Annotated in this window: 14 protein-coding genes; 2 read left to right on the top strand and 12 right to left on the bottom strand. The window is 53.6% G+C overall.

What is annotated here, in order from left to right:
* Window positions 1-46: 46 nt before the first annotated feature.
* From WIH05_RS01185 to ruvA, 8 genes are all read right to left on the bottom strand, one after another.
* On the bottom strand, window positions 47-1,966 hold the full coding sequence (locus tag WIH05_RS01185; protein ID WP_337424863.1) for a S9 family peptidase: 1,920 nt from the start codon (window positions 1,964-1,966) through the stop codon (window positions 47-49).
* 55 nt (window positions 1,967-2,021) lie between these two features.
* Window positions 2,022-3,041, bottom strand: a complete 1,020-nt coding sequence (galE, locus tag WIH05_RS01180; RefSeq protein WP_215652904.1) for a UDP-glucose 4-epimerase GalE — start codon at window positions 3,039-3,041, stop codon at window positions 2,022-2,024.
* 134 nt (window positions 3,042-3,175) lie between these two features.
* Window positions 3,176-4,603 (bottom strand): penicillin-binding transpeptidase domain-containing protein, encoded by a 1,428-nt coding sequence (locus tag WIH05_RS01175; RefSeq protein WP_215652903.1) that lies wholly within the window; start codon window positions 4,601-4,603, stop codon window positions 3,176-3,178.
* Entirely contained in the window at window positions 4,569-5,912 is a 1,344-nt protein-coding gene (locus tag WIH05_RS01170) for an FtsW/RodA/SpoVE family cell cycle protein (protein ID WP_215652902.1), read from the bottom strand. The genes WIH05_RS01175 and WIH05_RS01170 overlap by 35 nt, the downstream gene beginning before the upstream one ends.
* A gap of 8 nt (window positions 5,913-5,920) precedes the next feature.
* Window positions 5,921-8,236: a DUF3656 domain-containing protein gene (locus WIH05_RS01165; protein WP_215652901.1), complete on the bottom strand. Its 2,316-nt coding sequence runs from the start codon at window positions 8,234-8,236 to the stop codon at window positions 5,921-5,923.
* Window positions 8,237-8,321: 85 nt separating this feature from the next.
* On the bottom strand, window positions 8,322-8,648 hold the full coding sequence (locus tag WIH05_RS01160; RefSeq protein WP_022274144.1) for a cell division protein ZapA: 327 nt from the start codon (window positions 8,646-8,648) through the stop codon (window positions 8,322-8,324).
* A gap of 113 nt (window positions 8,649-8,761) precedes the next feature.
* The gene (gene ruvB / locus WIH05_RS01155; RefSeq protein WP_215652900.1) at window positions 8,762-9,769 is read right to left on the bottom strand and encodes a Holliday junction branch migration DNA helicase RuvB; all 1,008 of its coding nucleotides are present in this window, start codon (window positions 9,767-9,769) and stop codon (window positions 8,762-8,764) included.
* A gap of 38 nt (window positions 9,770-9,807) precedes the next feature.
* Complete coding sequence (gene ruvA, locus WIH05_RS01150; RefSeq protein WP_022274146.1) at window positions 9,808-10,425, bottom strand: Holliday junction branch migration protein RuvA; 618 nt, start codon at window positions 10,423-10,425, stop codon at window positions 9,808-9,810.
* A 208-nt stretch (window positions 10,426-10,633) separates the two neighbouring features.
* Here ruvA and WIH05_RS01145 point away from each other — a divergent pair, with 208 nt between their 5' ends.
* Complete coding sequence (locus WIH05_RS01145; protein ID WP_337424862.1) at window positions 10,634-11,713, top strand: ribonuclease H-like domain-containing protein; 1,080 nt, start codon at window positions 10,634-10,636, stop codon at window positions 11,711-11,713.
* Window positions 11,714-11,727: 14 nt separating this feature from the next.
* Here the strand turns inward: WIH05_RS01145 and WIH05_RS01140 are convergent, their stop codons facing one another.
* Window positions 11,728-12,303, bottom strand: a complete 576-nt coding sequence (locus tag WIH05_RS01140) for a DUF5662 family protein (RefSeq protein WP_215652898.1) — start codon at window positions 12,301-12,303, stop codon at window positions 11,728-11,730.
* A 132-nt stretch (window positions 12,304-12,435) separates the two neighbouring features.
* Here WIH05_RS01140 and WIH05_RS01135 point away from each other — a divergent pair, with 132 nt between their 5' ends.
* Entirely contained in the window at window positions 12,436-12,633 is a 198-nt protein-coding gene (locus WIH05_RS01135) for a cold shock domain-containing protein (RefSeq protein ID WP_022274149.1), read from the top strand.
* A gap of 195 nt (window positions 12,634-12,828) precedes the next feature.
* On the opposite strand, the gene hslO is transcribed toward WIH05_RS01135, so the two are convergent.
* From hslO to WIH05_RS01120, 3 genes are all read right to left on the bottom strand, one after another.
* A complete protein-coding gene (hslO, locus tag WIH05_RS01130) occupies window positions 12,829-13,713 on the bottom strand; it encodes an Hsp33 family molecular chaperone HslO (protein WP_022274150.1) in 885 nt (294 codons plus the stop codon).
* Between the two features lie 15 nt (window positions 13,714-13,728).
* Window positions 13,729-14,493: a class I SAM-dependent methyltransferase gene (locus tag WIH05_RS01125; RefSeq protein WP_215652897.1), complete on the bottom strand. Its 765-nt coding sequence runs from the start codon at window positions 14,491-14,493 to the stop codon at window positions 13,729-13,731.
* A 75-nt stretch (window positions 14,494-14,568) separates the two neighbouring features.
* Entirely contained in the window at window positions 14,569-15,084 is a 516-nt protein-coding gene (locus WIH05_RS01120; RefSeq protein ID WP_022274152.1) for an SEC-C metal-binding domain-containing protein, read from the bottom strand.
* Window positions 15,085-15,230: the final 146 nt, after the last annotated feature.

Genomic DNA, 15,230 nt, shown 5'->3' with positions numbered 1-15,230 from the left:
CTTTTTTGACAGTTTTGCAACCCACGTTTTATAGGATATATTTTTCCTATTTCAGATATTTTTCAAACCACTCCATCATTTCCGAAAGTCTGCGGAGCCGGTGGGAGGGCTTGCCGGACCGGGACAGCTCATGGTTTTCCCCATGGAACAGGCACATCCGGGTCTCTACGCCAAAGTATTTCAGGGCAGAGAACATCTGGAGGGCGTCGCCCATATAGCAGCGGTAGTCCTCGTCCGATTGGATGAACAGGGTGGGCGTCTTGGCCTGATGGGCGTATTTTAAGGGTGAGCATACCCACATCTTATCCGGGCTGTTCCAGGGATCGCCGGCCGTCTCCTGGAGGTCGAAGGAATATCCAATATCTGTGGTCATGCTGAGGGAGATCCAGTTGGAGATGCTCCTCTGGGAGGCTGCCGCCGCAAACCGGTCGGTGTTTCCGATGGCCCAGTTGCACATGAAGCCTCCATAGCTTCCGCCCATGATCCCCACACGCTTTTCGTCGATCTGGGGATAGCGTTTCAATACCTCGTCGGTCATGGCCAGGCAGTTTTCAAAATCCACGGTGCCATACCGGCCGGAAAGGTCTGCAAAGGCGTTTCCGCGGCCGTCGCTGCCCACGGGGTTGGTGAAAAATACAAAGTAGCCCGCATTGGCAAAGGCCTGGCTTTCATGGAAGAACACCGGACCAAAGGTGGCTCTGGGGCCGCCGTGGACCGTAAGGAGCGCCGGATATTTCTTTTCCGGATCGAAGCCTGCCGGCTTCATCACATAGCCGTCCAGCTCCACGTCCTTATATGTAAAGGTAAATTCCTCCACCGGGCATACGTCCCGTTCCGCCAGCAGTCCGTCGTTGAAGGCTGTGAGCTTCTCTTCCTTCCCGTCCTTCAGACGGTAAATTTCCGTCAGCCCCATATCCCGCATGGCGGTATACCATACGGCTCCGGCTCCCAGGGATAAGGTATGGACGCTGCCCTGGCGGTCGCAAAGAGTCTCAAAATTCCCCTCTGCGTCCACGGAGCAGATGACGCTCTGCTTTCTGAAGGTGGAGATGAAATAGATCCTTTCGTCATCGTGGACGATCCCTTCCCCGTCTGCAAATTTACAGTCGCTGCAGATGGAGTTATGGATGCTCCGGTCGAAGAATGCCAGCTCCTTAAGCGTTCCATCCTCCAGACGGAAAAGCTGCGGATTCTCATTGACGCCATAGGTCTTCATTTCCGATCCGAACAGTGTGACGCTTCCCTTTAAGACGCAGGCATAGTCGATCCGCATCCGGTCCTGGGGGATCAGTGTTTCCCGTTCATAGCCTTCCAGTCCCACCCGGTAAAGGCCCGGTCTCCAGGATTTCAGATCTGTATACTGGACTCCCGTATACAGGAGGCAGTCCTCCTCCAGCCAGAAATTCTCCACAGTTTCGTATTCCGGGGTTATGATCTCCAGGGTTTCCTTCTCCCGGTCGTAAACGGCCAGACGGTTCCGCTTTTTATTGACCACGCCCTTTCCGTTGGCCCAGAAGGGAAGCTCGTCAAAGACCTCATAATCCTTTTCCTCTTTGGCGTACTCGTATTTCACAGACATGAATACCTTGTTCCCGCATACGGCGAATTTTCCCACAGCATAAGGAACGGCAAAGGAAAACTCCGCCTCTCCCCCGTGAAGGCCGATGGTATAAAAGCAGGTCCAGGTCTCTCCGTCCTCGATCTTATCTTTATATTCCTTTTCCCGGCAGCCGGCAAAGAGAAGCGTTTCCCCGTCGATCCAGGAAAAATTCCTCTCTTTTCTTCCGGACGTCAGCTTCCGGACGCTTCCGTCGGAAAGATCCATGGTCCACAGGCAGGAATCATAGCAGTTTTCCTTTTCGTTGACGTCCACCACCGCAAAAACGCCGTGCTTTCCATCGGGAGCTGCTGTGAGCCCGGTGGGATAGTGATAGTTCATAAAATCTCTGATATCGATCTTCTTCATGTAAGCCCCTCCATAAAAAGGCCATGGGAAACCTCCCGATGGCCTTGTTTTTCTTTTATGCTTCTCTGTACCCGTTGGGATTCATGGACTGCCATCTCCATCCATCGGCGCACATATCGTCGATCCCGCGTTTTGCTTCCCAGCCCAGCTCTTCCTTCGCCTTTGCCGCGTCTGCATAGCAGGTGGCGATGTCGCCGGCCCGTCTGGGCCTGATCACATAGGGGATCTCTTTTCCCACAGCCCTGGAGAATGCATGGATCATATCCAGGACGCTGTATCCGTGTCCGGTTCCCAGGTTATAAATATAGACTGCCGGGGTATCCTCAAATTTCTTTAAGGCCTTTACATGGCCGTCTGCCAGATCCATCACATGGATGTAGTCCCGGACTCCCGTTCCGTCCGGCGTATCGTAGTCGTCTCCGAATACGCCCACCTCTTTCAGCTTGCCCACAGCCACCTGAGTGATATAGGGCGTTAGGTTGTTGGGGATGCCGGCCGGGTCTTCTCCGATCATGCCGCTCTCATGGGCGCCCACCGGATTAAAATAACGTAACAGGATCACAGTCCACTCCGGATCCGCCTTCTGGATATCCGTAAGGATCTGTTCCAGCATGCTCTTGGTCTGACCGTAGGGATTGGTGCACTGTCCCTTGGGGCAGTCCTCGGTGATCGGCACAAAGGCAGGATCGCCGTATACGGTGGCAGAGGAGCTGAAGATGATCTTCTTTACTCCGTGCTTTCTCATAACGTCACAGAGCACCAGGGTTCCGGTGATGTTGTTGTAATAATACTCCAGGGGCTTGGCCACAGATTCCCCCACGGCCTTTAAGCCTGCAAAATGGATCACTGCATCGATCTTTTCCTTTTCAAAGATCGCCTCCAGCGCATCCCGGTCCAGCATATCCGCCTTATAAAAGACGATATCCTTTCCGGTCAGCTTTTTTACCCTCCGTAAGGATTCCTCAGAGGAATTGCTCAGATTATCGAAAACAACGACCTCATGGCCCTGGTTTAAAAGCTCCAGGCATGTATGGCTGCCGATATATCCGGCTCCGCCAGTTACTAAAATTCTCATATTGTCACGCCTCTCTTTCCTGGATACATATCTTTTCCGCCGCCGGTCTTTCCGGCTGCCCGATCATTTTCTATTCTATCACGGCCACTGGAAAAAAGAAATCCTTTTTTCCAGCAGTTTCAAGGAAGCCGGTCTCAGGGGATCAGATATGCGTCGAACAGCTTTTTTGCAATGGGACCCGCTGTTCTTCCTCCGGAGCCGCCTTCCTCCACGATGACACAGACAGCCAGCTTCGGATCCTCCGCAGGCGCATAGCCCACAAACCATGCATGGGTCTCCTTCCCCGTCTCAAACTCCGCCGAGCCGGTCTTTCCCGCTGCCTGGTAGGCGTCCGTCTTTAAGGAGGAGCCGGTCCCTTCGTTTACCACCCGCACCAGCAGTTCCTTTAAAGCCGCCGCCTCATTGGCCACCATCAGCTCCCCATAGGCCTCCGGCTTGAATTTTTTCACCGTCTGGCCGCCGGGATTCTCCACATGGTCCACAAAGTACGGCTTCATCAGGATCCCGTCATTGGCAATGGCTGCCATGACCATCAAATTGTGCATGGGCGTCATCAATGTGCTTCCCTGGCCCATGGCCGTCTGCATGATCTCCCAGTCCTCCGCATCCGCTTCCATCTGGTATACGCTTTGTTTATAAGGAATGGAGAGAGGCTGGTCCCGGTTGAATAAAAGCTGCTCGGACAGTCCCTTTAATCCGTCAAGATCCAGCTCCAGTCCCAGGGAGGCGAAGGCCCCGTTGCAGGAATTGGCAAAGGAAGCTGCAAAATCCTCCTCTCCGTGGGCCGTTTTGTGGTAGCACTGGATCCGGATGTTCTCATATTCATAGATCCCGTCACAGGAAAAGTGAAAGCCGTCATAGGCTCCCGGATGCTCCCTCATATATTCCAGGGCCGTGATGACCTTAAAGGTGGACCCGGGCGGGTAAAGTCCCTGGGTGGCCCGGTTCAGAAGCCTGGCCTCCTTACTGTCCCCGTTCACCAGGCTGTCCCATTCAGCCTCCACCGTATTGGGATCAAAGGCCGGCTTGGATACCATGGCCAGCACCTTCCCTGTATCTGGCTCCATAGCGATCACTGCTCCCCTCCGGTCTCCCAGGGCATCCCAGGCCGTCTGCTGGAGACGCAGGTTCAGGGTCGTCGCCACATTGTCTCCGGTGCTCTTCTCTCCCGACAGCTCATCTATGATCTTTTCCATAAGGTTCACATGAGAGCTTAGAAGATGGAAATTCACCAGGGATTCCAGTCCTGTCTTTCCCATGGTGGAATAACCGGCCACATGGGCAAACAGTTCTCCGTAAGGATAGCTTCTCGTCTCCTTCCCATCCTCTCCCACCACGGTCTCTGCGATGACCGTTCCGTCGTCAGCCAGAAGCTTTCCGCGGACCACCCGGTCCGCCATGCCGGCGATCCTGGCATTATATGGATTGTTGATCACATCCTCGCTCCGGAACTGGAGAAAGGCTCCCATATAGAGTCCCATGGCGGCGAACACACCCACCACGCCGTATGCAAACCACAGGATATTTTTATTGGCCCTGGGATTTGGCCTGGTCTTTTTCATCTTCCTCCTCCTCTCCGCGTTTTAAGATGTACAGCCCCTGGATGATGTTAAAAAGGATAAATGTAGCCAGCACAGAGCTTCCCCCATAGCTGACAAAGGGCAGGGTCACGCCGGTGGAGGGGATGAATTTGGTGGCTCCGCCGACGGTCAGGAACACCTGGGTAATATAGACCGTCCCCAGTCCGAAGGCAATGAGCTTATAAAACATGGCCTGCATCTTCGTAGCGATCAGCATGAACTGGAGAAAGCAGCCCACGCAGATAAATAAAAGACAAAGGGCATAGATCCCGCCCAGCTCCTCAGAAACTGCTGAAAAAATAAAGTCCTTATCCACCACCGGGATCTTTTCCGGCATTCCCTGGTAAAGTCCCATGCCGAACCATCCGCCTGTACCGATGGCAAACAGGGACTGGGCTGCCTGGTATCCGATGTCATCCACGTCGGACCAGGGATCCCTCCAGGCCTGGACCCGCCGCCTTACGTGCGAAAACATATGGTAAGCCGCCACAGCGGCCCCGGCTCCTCCGGCAGCCCCCGCTCCCAGATAAAACCAGTTGGACGTGGCCACAAAAAGCATCATCAGATAGGACACAAAATAGATCAGGGCGTTTCCCAGATCCCTGGACGCAGCCAGCACCAGCACATGGGCTGCGGCCGCGGCCGTGGTCACGGCAATGGTCTTAAAATCCGTGGAACGGTAAAACATGGTGGCCACAAAAAACACGAAGCTGATCTTCACAAACTCCGACGGCTGGAAGGAAAAGCCGCCGATGGAAATGGAAAGTTGGGCCCCGTAGGACGTGTTTCCCAAAAGGCATACGGCTGACAGCAGGGCCAGTCCCAGGCCGCAGTAGATCCAGGGGATCTTTGCCAGCTGCCACACCCGGTCAATGATCAGGGGGATGATCCACGTGATCACAGCCGCTGCCGCCACGATCACAAACTGGCGCATGGCCCGGGAAGGGTTTAACCGGGTCAGCATGATAAAGCTGGTGCATAAAAGCATACACGTATTATTCACCAGGAGCCGGGACACGTTCCGGTAAAAAAAGCGGTACAGATAAATATAGCACAGGAAGAATATCACCTGGGCCCCGTAAAAGAGCGCCAGGCTCTCCAGCCCCGTGTTTAAAACGATCACCATATTGGCCAGAAAGTGGAGCATGAACATGCAGACCAGCTGTCTGGAGCAGGCCAGATCCCGGCCCTCCTGATCCTTCATGGAGAAGAACCGGAAATTATAATATGTGTAAATGGCGATCAGAAGGATGATCAGGTATCTGGATACCTCCACAACAAGATTCGTCAATGTCTCACCTACTCTACGCCCCGCTTAAAATGACCGCGGGTAAAATTTCCGGACGGAGGGTCCTGTCTTTTTCCTTCCATATATTCCTCATAGAAGGTGCGGAGCACCCGTTTTGCCGTCTCCCTGTCCTCCAGCGTAAGGATGATCCGGTATGCCTCCGGCGACAGCCTGGCTGCCTCGCCGGAAAGCCCCAGAAGCGACAGGGGGCTTTCATTATAGATCGTATTGAAGCAGAACCGGCACTGGTTCTTCACCGGGAAGGCCTTCCCTTTTCTGTCTCTCAGATATAAGACCTCCGGCCGCCCGGTGCAGCCCTCCATGGTCTTTTTCACGCACTGGGCCGATACCATCATAGGGAGGTACCCGTAAACGATCAGCTCGCCCCGTACCCCTGCGTCGGAAAGCTCCCTGGCATTCAGCTCCACTGGGAGGGTCACCCGGCTGGCCCCATAGGCCTTCATGGCCTTTTCCGCCCGGTGGTTGAACACATACATGCCATGGTCGAAATACTGCTTCATTTCCGGCAGATGCTTTCTTAAAAATCCCGGCTCCTCCATGGAACCCACGCCTATGGCGTCAAAGCCGGCGTTTTTAAGCTCCTCCATATGGGCCAGGAAAAACTGCTCTGCCTGGGAACGGAAGATCCTGGGCATCATCAGATAACAGGCGCTTCCAGCCTTATGGCAGCGGTCCGCCAGCTCCTTCCACTGGCCCGGATCAAATTCCTCGCCTGCCAGGTAGATCCCAAAGGGCGTTTCTGCCCCGGCCTCCCGTTTTTCCCGCACCAGGGCCAGAGCCTCCCTGAACTGGTCCATATCAGAAACGGATACGGCAAATTCCGGAGCCGTTTTCTGTCCGTCCAGACATGCCTGGAGTCCGGTCCCTTTTTCCTCTCCGTTTTCTCCGGCAGCTGACCGTTCTGCGCCTTCCGCCTCCGTATTTTTATACTCTTCACCGGACTTCCGGTGAAACCGCTCCGTCACAGCCTTGCAAAGCTCCTCCAGGGCCTCTCTCCTCAGCCTGTTTAAGGCCTGTACCGGAAGGAATACCTTTCCTTCCACCAAAACCTCCAGTTCCTCAAAGAAAAACGGAGAATCCCCGGTCTTCATCAGCTGCTTCCGGATCCTGTCCCCATCCATGGGGGCGTTCTTTGCCGTTTCCGCCATATCCCCGGTACAGGCAACAGAAACCGGCTCCAGAACGGCCATTCCGTCTTCCATTGTTTCTGCGGGTTCCAGTGAGGGCGTATATTCCACGGTCAGCCGCACCGGCTTTCCCTCTGTAACCAGGGCAGTCCCGCGGATGGGCTCCTTTTTCACCGCGTCCACATAGGTCCGGTCCAGATGATCGAACAGCTCCTGGTCCGGCTCCCGGAAGGCCGGCTTTTCCTTTAAGACCACCATATCCCGGCCATTGTGCTCCTTATAATAGCCCTCTGACTGGCCGCCTCGGTCAAACAGCTCCAGAAGCGCTCTCCGGTCCGCCGGATCCACCCGGTAGCCGGACCGGCCATGTGCCAGGTACATATCCACATATTTCCGGTAAATGCTCACCACACCGGCCGTATACCGGGGACTCTTCATCCGTCCCTCGATCTTTAAGGAGCAGACCCCTGCCTCCAGGATCTCCGGCAGAAGATCCAGGGTACAAAGATCCTTAAGGCTCAGCACATACTTTTCATTTTTCCCTCCAAGGACCTTATCTCCCTTCTCCACGTCAAAGGGCAGGCGGCAGGTCTGGGCACACCGGCCCCGGTTGCCGCTCCGTCCCCCGATGAGGCTGGAAAACAGGCACTGGCCCGAATAGCAGTAGCAGAGTGCCCCGTGGACAAAGGTCTCCACCTCCAACCCTGTGGTCTCACCGATCTCCCGGATCTCCTTCAGGGAAAGCTCCCTGGCCGGTACCACCCGAACGGCTCCCATCCTTTTAAGATCCGCAGCGCTGTATTTTCCTGTCACAGTCATCTGGGTGCTGATGTGGAGGGGAAGGTCCGGAAAATACTCCCGGATATAAGAAAATACACCCAGGTCCTGGACCAGGACCGCATCCAGTCCCGCCTCATAATAGGGCTTTAAATACCCGTATAGCTCCGGCAGCTCCTTTTCCTTTACCAGAGTATTGACCGTCATATAGATCCGGCAGTTGTGGAGGTGGACGAAGTCGATGGCCCGGATCATTGCCTCCTCATCCAGATTATCTGCATAGGCCCTGGCCCCGAACCGGCTTCCGCCGATGTAGACCGCATTGGCCCCGGCGTTGACGGCAGCCACCATGCTCTCATAAGATCCGGCCGGCGCCAGGATCTCAACCCTTCTCTTTTCCATACGCTTCCTTTCCGGCCAAAAGCCCAGAAAGGGCCGCTGCATATCGTTAGATTCCATGCGGCAGCCCGTTTTTCTCTTTTGTATCCTACTGTTCCGTCTGGGCGTCCAGCTTCATCTGGACGCTGATCAGCTCATGCTTCAGACTGTATATCTCCCTTTCCAGGTCGTCCCTCTGGGCCTTCAGCATTTTTGCCTCCTGGAGGGCCTTGAAATAATCGTCAGCCAGGTTCAGGTAGATCATTACCTCCTGGTAATCCTTATTCTGTCTTGTAAAGCCCGGCTGGGCCTTCAGGATCCCGATCTTCTCATTGATATAAGCAGCCACCTTCTGGAGATATTCCTGCTCCTCCGATCCGCCCAGGGTGTAGATATTCCCATTGATCAGCACTTCTGTATAATTTTTTCTTTCCATGTCTGTTCTCCCGATTTTCTTTCCTTGTATAGTCTATCACATCCGCTCCGCCGGAGCCAGAAATTATTCCTTACAGATTTCCTAATAGTTTCGTAACGGTCCGGCTCCCATCCTTACGCTTCCCCGCCGTCCGCCGGTATGCCGAGATGAACATAAGCTGCCTCTGTGGCTACCCGTCCCCTGGGCGTCCGGTTGATGAGCCCGTTCATCAGAAGATACGGCTCATATACATCCTCCAGAGTCCCGGAATCCTCTCCAATAGATGCCGCCAGGGTCTCCAGTCCCACGGGGCCTCCTCCGAATTTCTGGATCATGGTGAGCAGGATCGTCCGGTCGTTGTTGTCCAGTCCCAGCCGGTCCACATCCAGGATATCCAGCGCAAAATCCGCCACAGCCTTTGTGATGACGCCGTCGTATTTTACCTGGGCAAAATCCCTGACCCGCTTCAGAAGCCGGTTTGCCAGTCTGGGTGTGCCCCTGGATCTCCTTGCGATCTCCCAGGCTCCCTCCTCCTGGATCTCCACGCCCATGACCTTCGCCGACCGTTTTACGATCACGCAGAGCTCCTCCGGCGAGTAAAATTCCAGACGCTGGATCACGCCGAAACGGTCCCGGAGGGGAGCCGTTAAAAGTCCCGCCCTGGTGGTGGCCCCCACCAGGGTAAACCTCGGAAGCTCCAGCCGGATGGAACGGGCGGCAGAATCCTTTCCCAGCATGATGTCGATGGCAAAATCCTCCATTGCGGGATACAGGACCTCCTCCACCTGGCGGTTGAGCCTGTGGATCTCATCCACGAACAGCACGTCCCCCTCCTGGAGGTTGTTGAGGATCGCCGCCATCTCTCCGGGCTTTTCGATGGCCGGACCGGAGGTGACCTTCAGATTCACTCCCATTTCGTTGGCGATGATCCCGCACAGCGTCGTTTTTCCCAGTCCCGGCGGGCCGTAAAATAATACGTGGTCCAGGGCCTCTCCCCGGGTCTTCGCAGCATCTATAAAGATCTTTAAGGTGGATTTTATCTTTTCCTGGCCGATATATTCCTTTAAATACCGGGGCCTTAGGGTTCCTTCTATTTTTTTATCTTCTTCTGTCTCTTCTGTTGTAATGATTTTACGACTCATACCAACCTGCCTGTTCTATTGATTGTTCCAGTTCCTTCTTATAAAAAGGCCAGATGCCTCAAGGCTCCCTTTAAAACGTCTTCTGCCGTCATTTCTTCGGTGATCTTCACCTTCTTTACCGCTCCGGCTGCCTCTGCTGCCGAATAACCAAGGGCAGTCAGGGCCTCCACGGCCTCTTTTCCTGCCTGCCCCACTCCGGATATCTCCTCCGGTACTGCCAGGGACTCCTCCAGTCCTCCAGCCAGCACGTCCTCCGGCCGTATCTTATCCTTCAGGTCCAGGATGATCCTCTGGGCCGTTTTGGGGCCCACGCCGGGAGCCCTGGAGATGGTCTTTGCATCGCCGGACGCCACCGCCATCCGCAGCACATCGGGCCTTAAGGCGGACAGGATCCCAAGGGCGCTTTTGGGGCCGATGCCGTTGACGCCGATCAGCTGCTTAAACATCGCCAGATCCTGCCGGGACAGGAAGCCGAACAGGCTCATCCCGTCTTCCCGGACGCTGAAATATGTGTAGATCTTTACGCTTTCCCCCAGGGGCGGAAGCTCTGAAAGCACAGGCACAGGCACGAAGATCTGGTATCCGACTCCGTGAGCCTCCACCACCGCTGAATCCTCATTTTTTTCCGCCAGGGTGCCTCTGATATATGAAATCAATGTATTTTCCCTCCGAACCGCTCATAGGGCGTTGCTCTGTAACAGAATCATACCATAGACAAAAAGCCTTTGCAAGATAAACCCTGGATGAATCGAACAAATTTTCTGGTATTGAACCGCTGGTTCATTGACATTCCATCAGAAACCACGTATACTGAGATCAGATTCCAGCCCAGATCTGCACGCGAAAGGAACGATACCCATACCTATGATAACGATCCAGAATACTTTTGACGCGGAGGGATCCTATCCCCTGGCCCGCCTGGGGGATCCCGCTTCTCTCCTGTTCTTTGATATTGAGACCACCGGCTTTTCCGGAGACTTCTGCACAGTCTATCTGATCGGCTGTGTGTTTTATAAGGAAGGCCGCGCTCATTTTATCCAGTGGTTTGCCGATACAAAGGCCTCTGAGGCCCAGGTGATCCAGAGCTTTTTCTCCTTTTTAAAGGACTACTCCGTCCTGGTCCATTTTAACGGAGATACCTTTGATATCCCCTTCCTTATGAAGAGGTGCCGTGCCCTTAAGCTCCCCTGTGATTTTTCCGGTGTGGAAAGCGTGGATATCTATAAGCGCATCAAGCCCTGGAAAAAGCATCTGGGACTGGAAAACCTGAAGCAGAAGACCATCGAAGGCTTTCTCTCCATCTGCCGGGAGGACCGCTTCGATGGCGGACAGCTCATAAGCGTTTACGAGGACTATCTGAAAACCCGGGACGAAAACCTCTTAAGGCTCCTTCTTCTCCATAATGAAGAGGATCTGAAGGGAATGCCCTCGCTCCTGCCGATCCTGTTTTATCCGGACTTTTTTACCCAGGATTTTACTCTTCTGGATCTGAAAAAGGCGGCGGGTGAAACGCCCCGGCTCCTGCTTTCCTTAAAGGGAGAAGAAGAGACCGTTCTGCCCCGGCCCCTCTGTGCCGCCGTCCCCTCCTACGGTTTTGCGGCTGCCGGAAATGCCCTGGAGCTTTCCATCCGGCTTTATGAGGGAACCCTTAAATACTATTATCCCAACTATAAGGACTACTATTATCTGATCTACGAGGATACGGCGGTCCACAAAAGCGTCGGCGAATACGTGGACCGGGACGCCCGCATAAAAGCCGCAAAGGAAACGTGCTATACGAAAAAAAGCGGCGTTTTCCTTCCCCAGCCGGAGCCTGTCTGGACTCCGGAATTTAAGACCTCTTCCAAAGACAGGACTGGATTCTTTGAGTTTTCGCCCTCCTGTTTCCAGGATCCCGTCCGGCTCAACCAGTATATTAAAAAAATCTGGGCGGAGCTTTTCTAAGCCGCCCAGATCTCTTAATAATCCCCTTTTTTCAAAAGATACCGCAGATACCGGAAGGTATACGGCTCCCCCTTTTTCTCCAGCATACGGAGCACCTTATCCAGCTCCCGTTTGGTTTCCGGGTGCATGGTCAGAACATCCTTGTTGCGTGAAAAATATGCATATGGGTCTCCGTCCGTGTACGCCCTGCCCCGGTACGTCCTGGATGCGGCGATCCGGTCCATGACCATCTCAACAAAATACCGGACCGGCATCTTCACTCCAACGATCCTCCAGTTATCCTCCCTGGTGGAAACATCGGTCCAGTACTCAAAATGGTGCTTATTCCTCCCTTTGTGGTGGAGCCAGGCCGGAGAATACCCCATGATCTCCTTCTCAGCCGCATTGGGGCTGCGGTCTCCCTGATAATAGCGGACTCCCGTCCTAAATTCTGTCCAGGTATATTTGGACAGATCGTGGAGCAGCCCCTGTCTGTAAAGCCCTACCTGGAAGCAGCCCTTCATGACCAGCAGCCGGTGGTGGGTGATGGTCCGGAAATGGTTCCAGGCGTTATTTTTCGTTTTGTGCTGAAAATCCAATCTTTTTTTCATATTGCAAGATTCCCTCATATTTTTTGAATAACCGCAAAATCAGCCACATGATTTTATTTGACATCCCCGACCGGTTGTGCTATTGTGAACACAGCAGGCGCGGCCTGCAAGGTCTTATTGCGGAGGTATCATATGAAAGGTACAGTTAAGTGGTTTAACAACCAAAAAGGTTACGGCTTTATCTGCGATGCAGATGGGCATGACGTGTTCGTACACTACTCTGGTCTTAATATGGAAGGCTTTAAGACCCTCGACGAAGGTGCAGACGTCGAATTCGACGTGATCGAGGGTTCCAAAGGTCCCCAGGCCGTCAACGTAACCAGACTCTAATCGCCGATTCTCATTGTGCCTTTTTCTAACCAGAGAAACAGCTTGTTAGAACGAAGCGGATGTGCATGAAGCTGATTACATCAGAGGATGCTGCAAAACAGGTGAAGAAGCTTTCCAAAGCCCTTCCTTTGCAGTACCCTCTTTTGCAGCATTCTCCGGGATCCCGTTCTCTCCGGTGTTTCTGATCCGTATCCTTTATGGCCTGGTGGCCTTTTCCAGCATTTCCTTTAACTCATCCACTGTAAATGTATAGATCTTATTACAGAAATGGCAGCTCACCTCAATGGGCTTTCCTTCGTCGATCATGCTCTGGAGTTCTTTTTTTCCAATGCTCGTAATGGCTCTGGCTACCCGGGACTTATGGCAGTCACAGTGGAACCTGGCAGGAAGACGGTCCAGGATCTCCAGGCCCATATCCCCCAGAAGATCCTCCAGGATCTCCTCCGGTGTCTTTCCAGCATCCAGAAGAGCGGTGATGGAGCTCATCTCTCCCAGACGGGCCTCCAGCCGGTCGATGCAGTCATCAGAAGCTCCCGGCATCAGCTGGATAATGAAGCCTCCGGCCTGGCGGACCGTGTTATCCTTATTCATAAGGACTCCCAGAGCTACCGAGGACGGAACCTGCTCAGAGGTGGCGTAATAGTACGTCAGATCCTCGGCGATCTCACCGGAAACCAGAATGGTCTGGCCCACATAGGGCTCCTTTAAGCCGATATCCCGGATCACACTTAAGACGCCCACCCCAAGAGCGCCTCCCACATCCAGCTTTCCCTGGGCATTGGGCGGCAGCATGACCTCCGGATTGAAGGCGTAGCCCTTGACGTCCCCTTTAGAATCTGCGGTCACCAAAAGGCCGCCAATGGGGCCGTCTCCCTCTGCCCGGAGGGTCAGAAGATCCTTTTCTCCCTTCATCATGATCCCCATCATGGCTCCGGCCGTTAAAAGCCGTCCCAGGGCTGCCGTAGCCACCGGGCTGGTATTATGGGCATCTCTGGCAGCCTCCACCAGATCCCTGGTGGTAGCTGCAAAGGCGCGGATCTGTCCCTCCGCTGCCGTTGCTCTGATTATATAATCCGTCATATTCTCAAACCTTCCTTAATTATTCTGCTTCTTTCCGTGCTCCCTGGCTATGACGTAGATCCTTTCGCTTTCCTTCCGGGGCGCATCCTTTGTAAAAGCGTCATATGCCGTCACAAATTCCATTCCGGCCAGAGCCAGGGCCTCCTGTATTTCTTGTAAGGAATAAGCCCGCTGGTAATGGGTCTCCTGGTATTTCCTGTAAAGACCGTTTTCCTCCCGCAGGAATATCGCCAGATCGTAAATATTGATCCTCTCCTCCGGATCATACTGGTTGTCCCAGATAAAACTGGATTCCTCCCGGTCCTCTGCCACCGTGGTGTCTCCCATGACCTGGGCGTACTTATATTCCGTATTCAGATCGAAAATAAAGACTCCGCCCGGATCCAGATAATTATTGACCAGGGAAAAAACCTCTGCCAGGTCCGCCGGATCTGTGATATAGTTGATGCAGTCACAGATGGACACCACAGCCCTCACAGTGCCGTACAGCTCAAACTCCCGCATATCCTGGCAGAGATACAGGATATCCTGTCCCGACTCCGCCCGCTTTCCGGCTGCCAGCTCCAGCATTTCTTCTGAATAATCAATGCCGATCATATCATAGCCCCTGGCAGCCAGAAGCTCCGTAAGGCTCCCGGTGCCGCAGCCCAGGTCCAGGACCAGTCCGCTCTCCACACCGTTCTCCTTTAAAAGCCCTGTCAGGTATTCGCACCATTCCCCATAGGGGACATTATCCATAAATGTATCATAAACCGCCGCAAATCCCGTATATGCTTCCATGTGTCTCCCTCGCGTAAAAAGGGAGCGCAGCAGAATTTCCACAGATTCTGCAACGCTCCCATGTCCGTCAGCTTTTTACTGATTCCGTCCGCAGCACTTTTTATATTTTTTACCACTTCCGCAGGGACACGGATCGTTGGGGTAGATCTTATGGCCTTCGCGGCGTACTGTACCGGAAGCCTTCTGGGCCTTATAAAGCTCGTTCCTCTTTTCCTCAGTGAGGATCGTTTCCCACTGGGGAAGGCCATACAGCCAGGTCGCCTTCGCTTCCACCATATTGTAGTACAGCTTCTCCGGATCGATCTCGATCTTAACGGCCGTATTCTCGTCCATTGTCTCGATGGGGTTCTCATATCCCTTTAAGCTCTCGTTGATGCCGTCTAAGAATCCGGTCATGATGAGCACTTCTGTCTCATACTTTTCAGCCAGCTCCTTTACGGTCCCCTCTACCACCTGGGCCGGGTCGGAAAGGATCTTCTCGTAGATTCCCTTCTCCACTGTAAAATATCCCGTCCAGAGCTCTTCTCTCTTTTTATCGTCGAGGCCATCACCGTATGCCAGGTTTCTCCATGTTTCAAGTAAAGTTGCCATTGTAAAACCATCCTTTTCGTATTCTTAAGATACAGACTCTTAGTATTATAGCATATTGGGAAAAATCTGTAAATACCTGTATTCTTTTTCTCACGACATACGCATGAATTGTTTTCCTTCCTCTTTTTCAAAATATCTTGTTTTTA

The sequence above is a fragment of the Alitiscatomonas sp. genome, from assembly GCF_037242085.1.
Classification (GTDB): Bacteria; Bacillota; Clostridia; order Lachnospirales; family Lachnospiraceae; genus Alitiscatomonas; species Alitiscatomonas aceti.
The sequence above is the reverse complement of the archived record's forward strand: the minus strand, read 5'-3'. Positions and strand labels throughout refer to the sequence as shown.

What these genes read in the sequence shown, in the direction of transcription:
- WIH05_RS01125 (WP_215652897.1), bottom strand. Translation starts at nt 14,493, where the DNA reads ATGGAAGCATATACGGGATTTGCGGCGGTTTATGATACATTTATGGAT.
- WIH05_RS01140 (WP_215652898.1), bottom strand. Translation starts at nt 12,303, where the DNA reads ATGAAAAAAAGATTGGATTTTCAGCACAAAACGAAAAATAACGCCTGG.
- WIH05_RS01135 (WP_022274149.1), top strand. Translation starts at nt 12,436, where the DNA reads ATGAAAGGTACAGTTAAGTGGTTTAACAACCAAAAAGGTTACGGCTTT.
- WIH05_RS01175 (WP_215652903.1), bottom strand. Translation starts at nt 4,603, where the DNA reads ATGAAAAAGACCAGGCCAAATCCCAGGGCCAATAAAAATATCCTGTGG.
- WIH05_RS01160 (WP_022274144.1), bottom strand. Translation starts at nt 8,648, where the DNA reads ATGGAAAGAAAAAATTATACAGAAGTGCTGATCAATGGGAATATCTAC.
- WIH05_RS01145 (WP_337424862.1), top strand. Translation starts at nt 10,634, where the DNA reads ATGATAACGATCCAGAATACTTTTGACGCGGAGGGATCCTATCCCCTG.
- galE (WP_215652904.1), bottom strand. Translation starts at nt 3,041, where the DNA reads ATGAGAATTTTAGTAACTGGCGGAGCCGGATATATCGGCAGCCATACA.
- hslO (WP_022274150.1), bottom strand. Translation starts at nt 13,713, where the DNA reads ATGACGGATTATATAATCAGAGCAACGGCAGCGGAGGGACAGATCCGC.
- ruvB (WP_215652900.1), bottom strand. Translation starts at nt 9,769, where the DNA reads ATGAGTCGTAAAATCATTACAACAGAAGAGACAGAAGAAGATAAAAAA.
- WIH05_RS01120 (WP_022274152.1), bottom strand. Translation starts at nt 15,084, where the DNA reads ATGGCAACTTTACTTGAAACATGGAGAAACCTGGCATACGGTGATGGC.
- WIH05_RS01185 (WP_337424863.1), bottom strand. Translation starts at nt 1,966, where the DNA reads ATGAAGAAGATCGATATCAGAGATTTTATGAACTATCACTATCCCACC.
- WIH05_RS01165 (WP_215652901.1), bottom strand. Translation starts at nt 8,236, where the DNA reads ATGGAAAAGAGAAGGGTTGAGATCCTGGCGCCGGCCGGATCTTATGAG.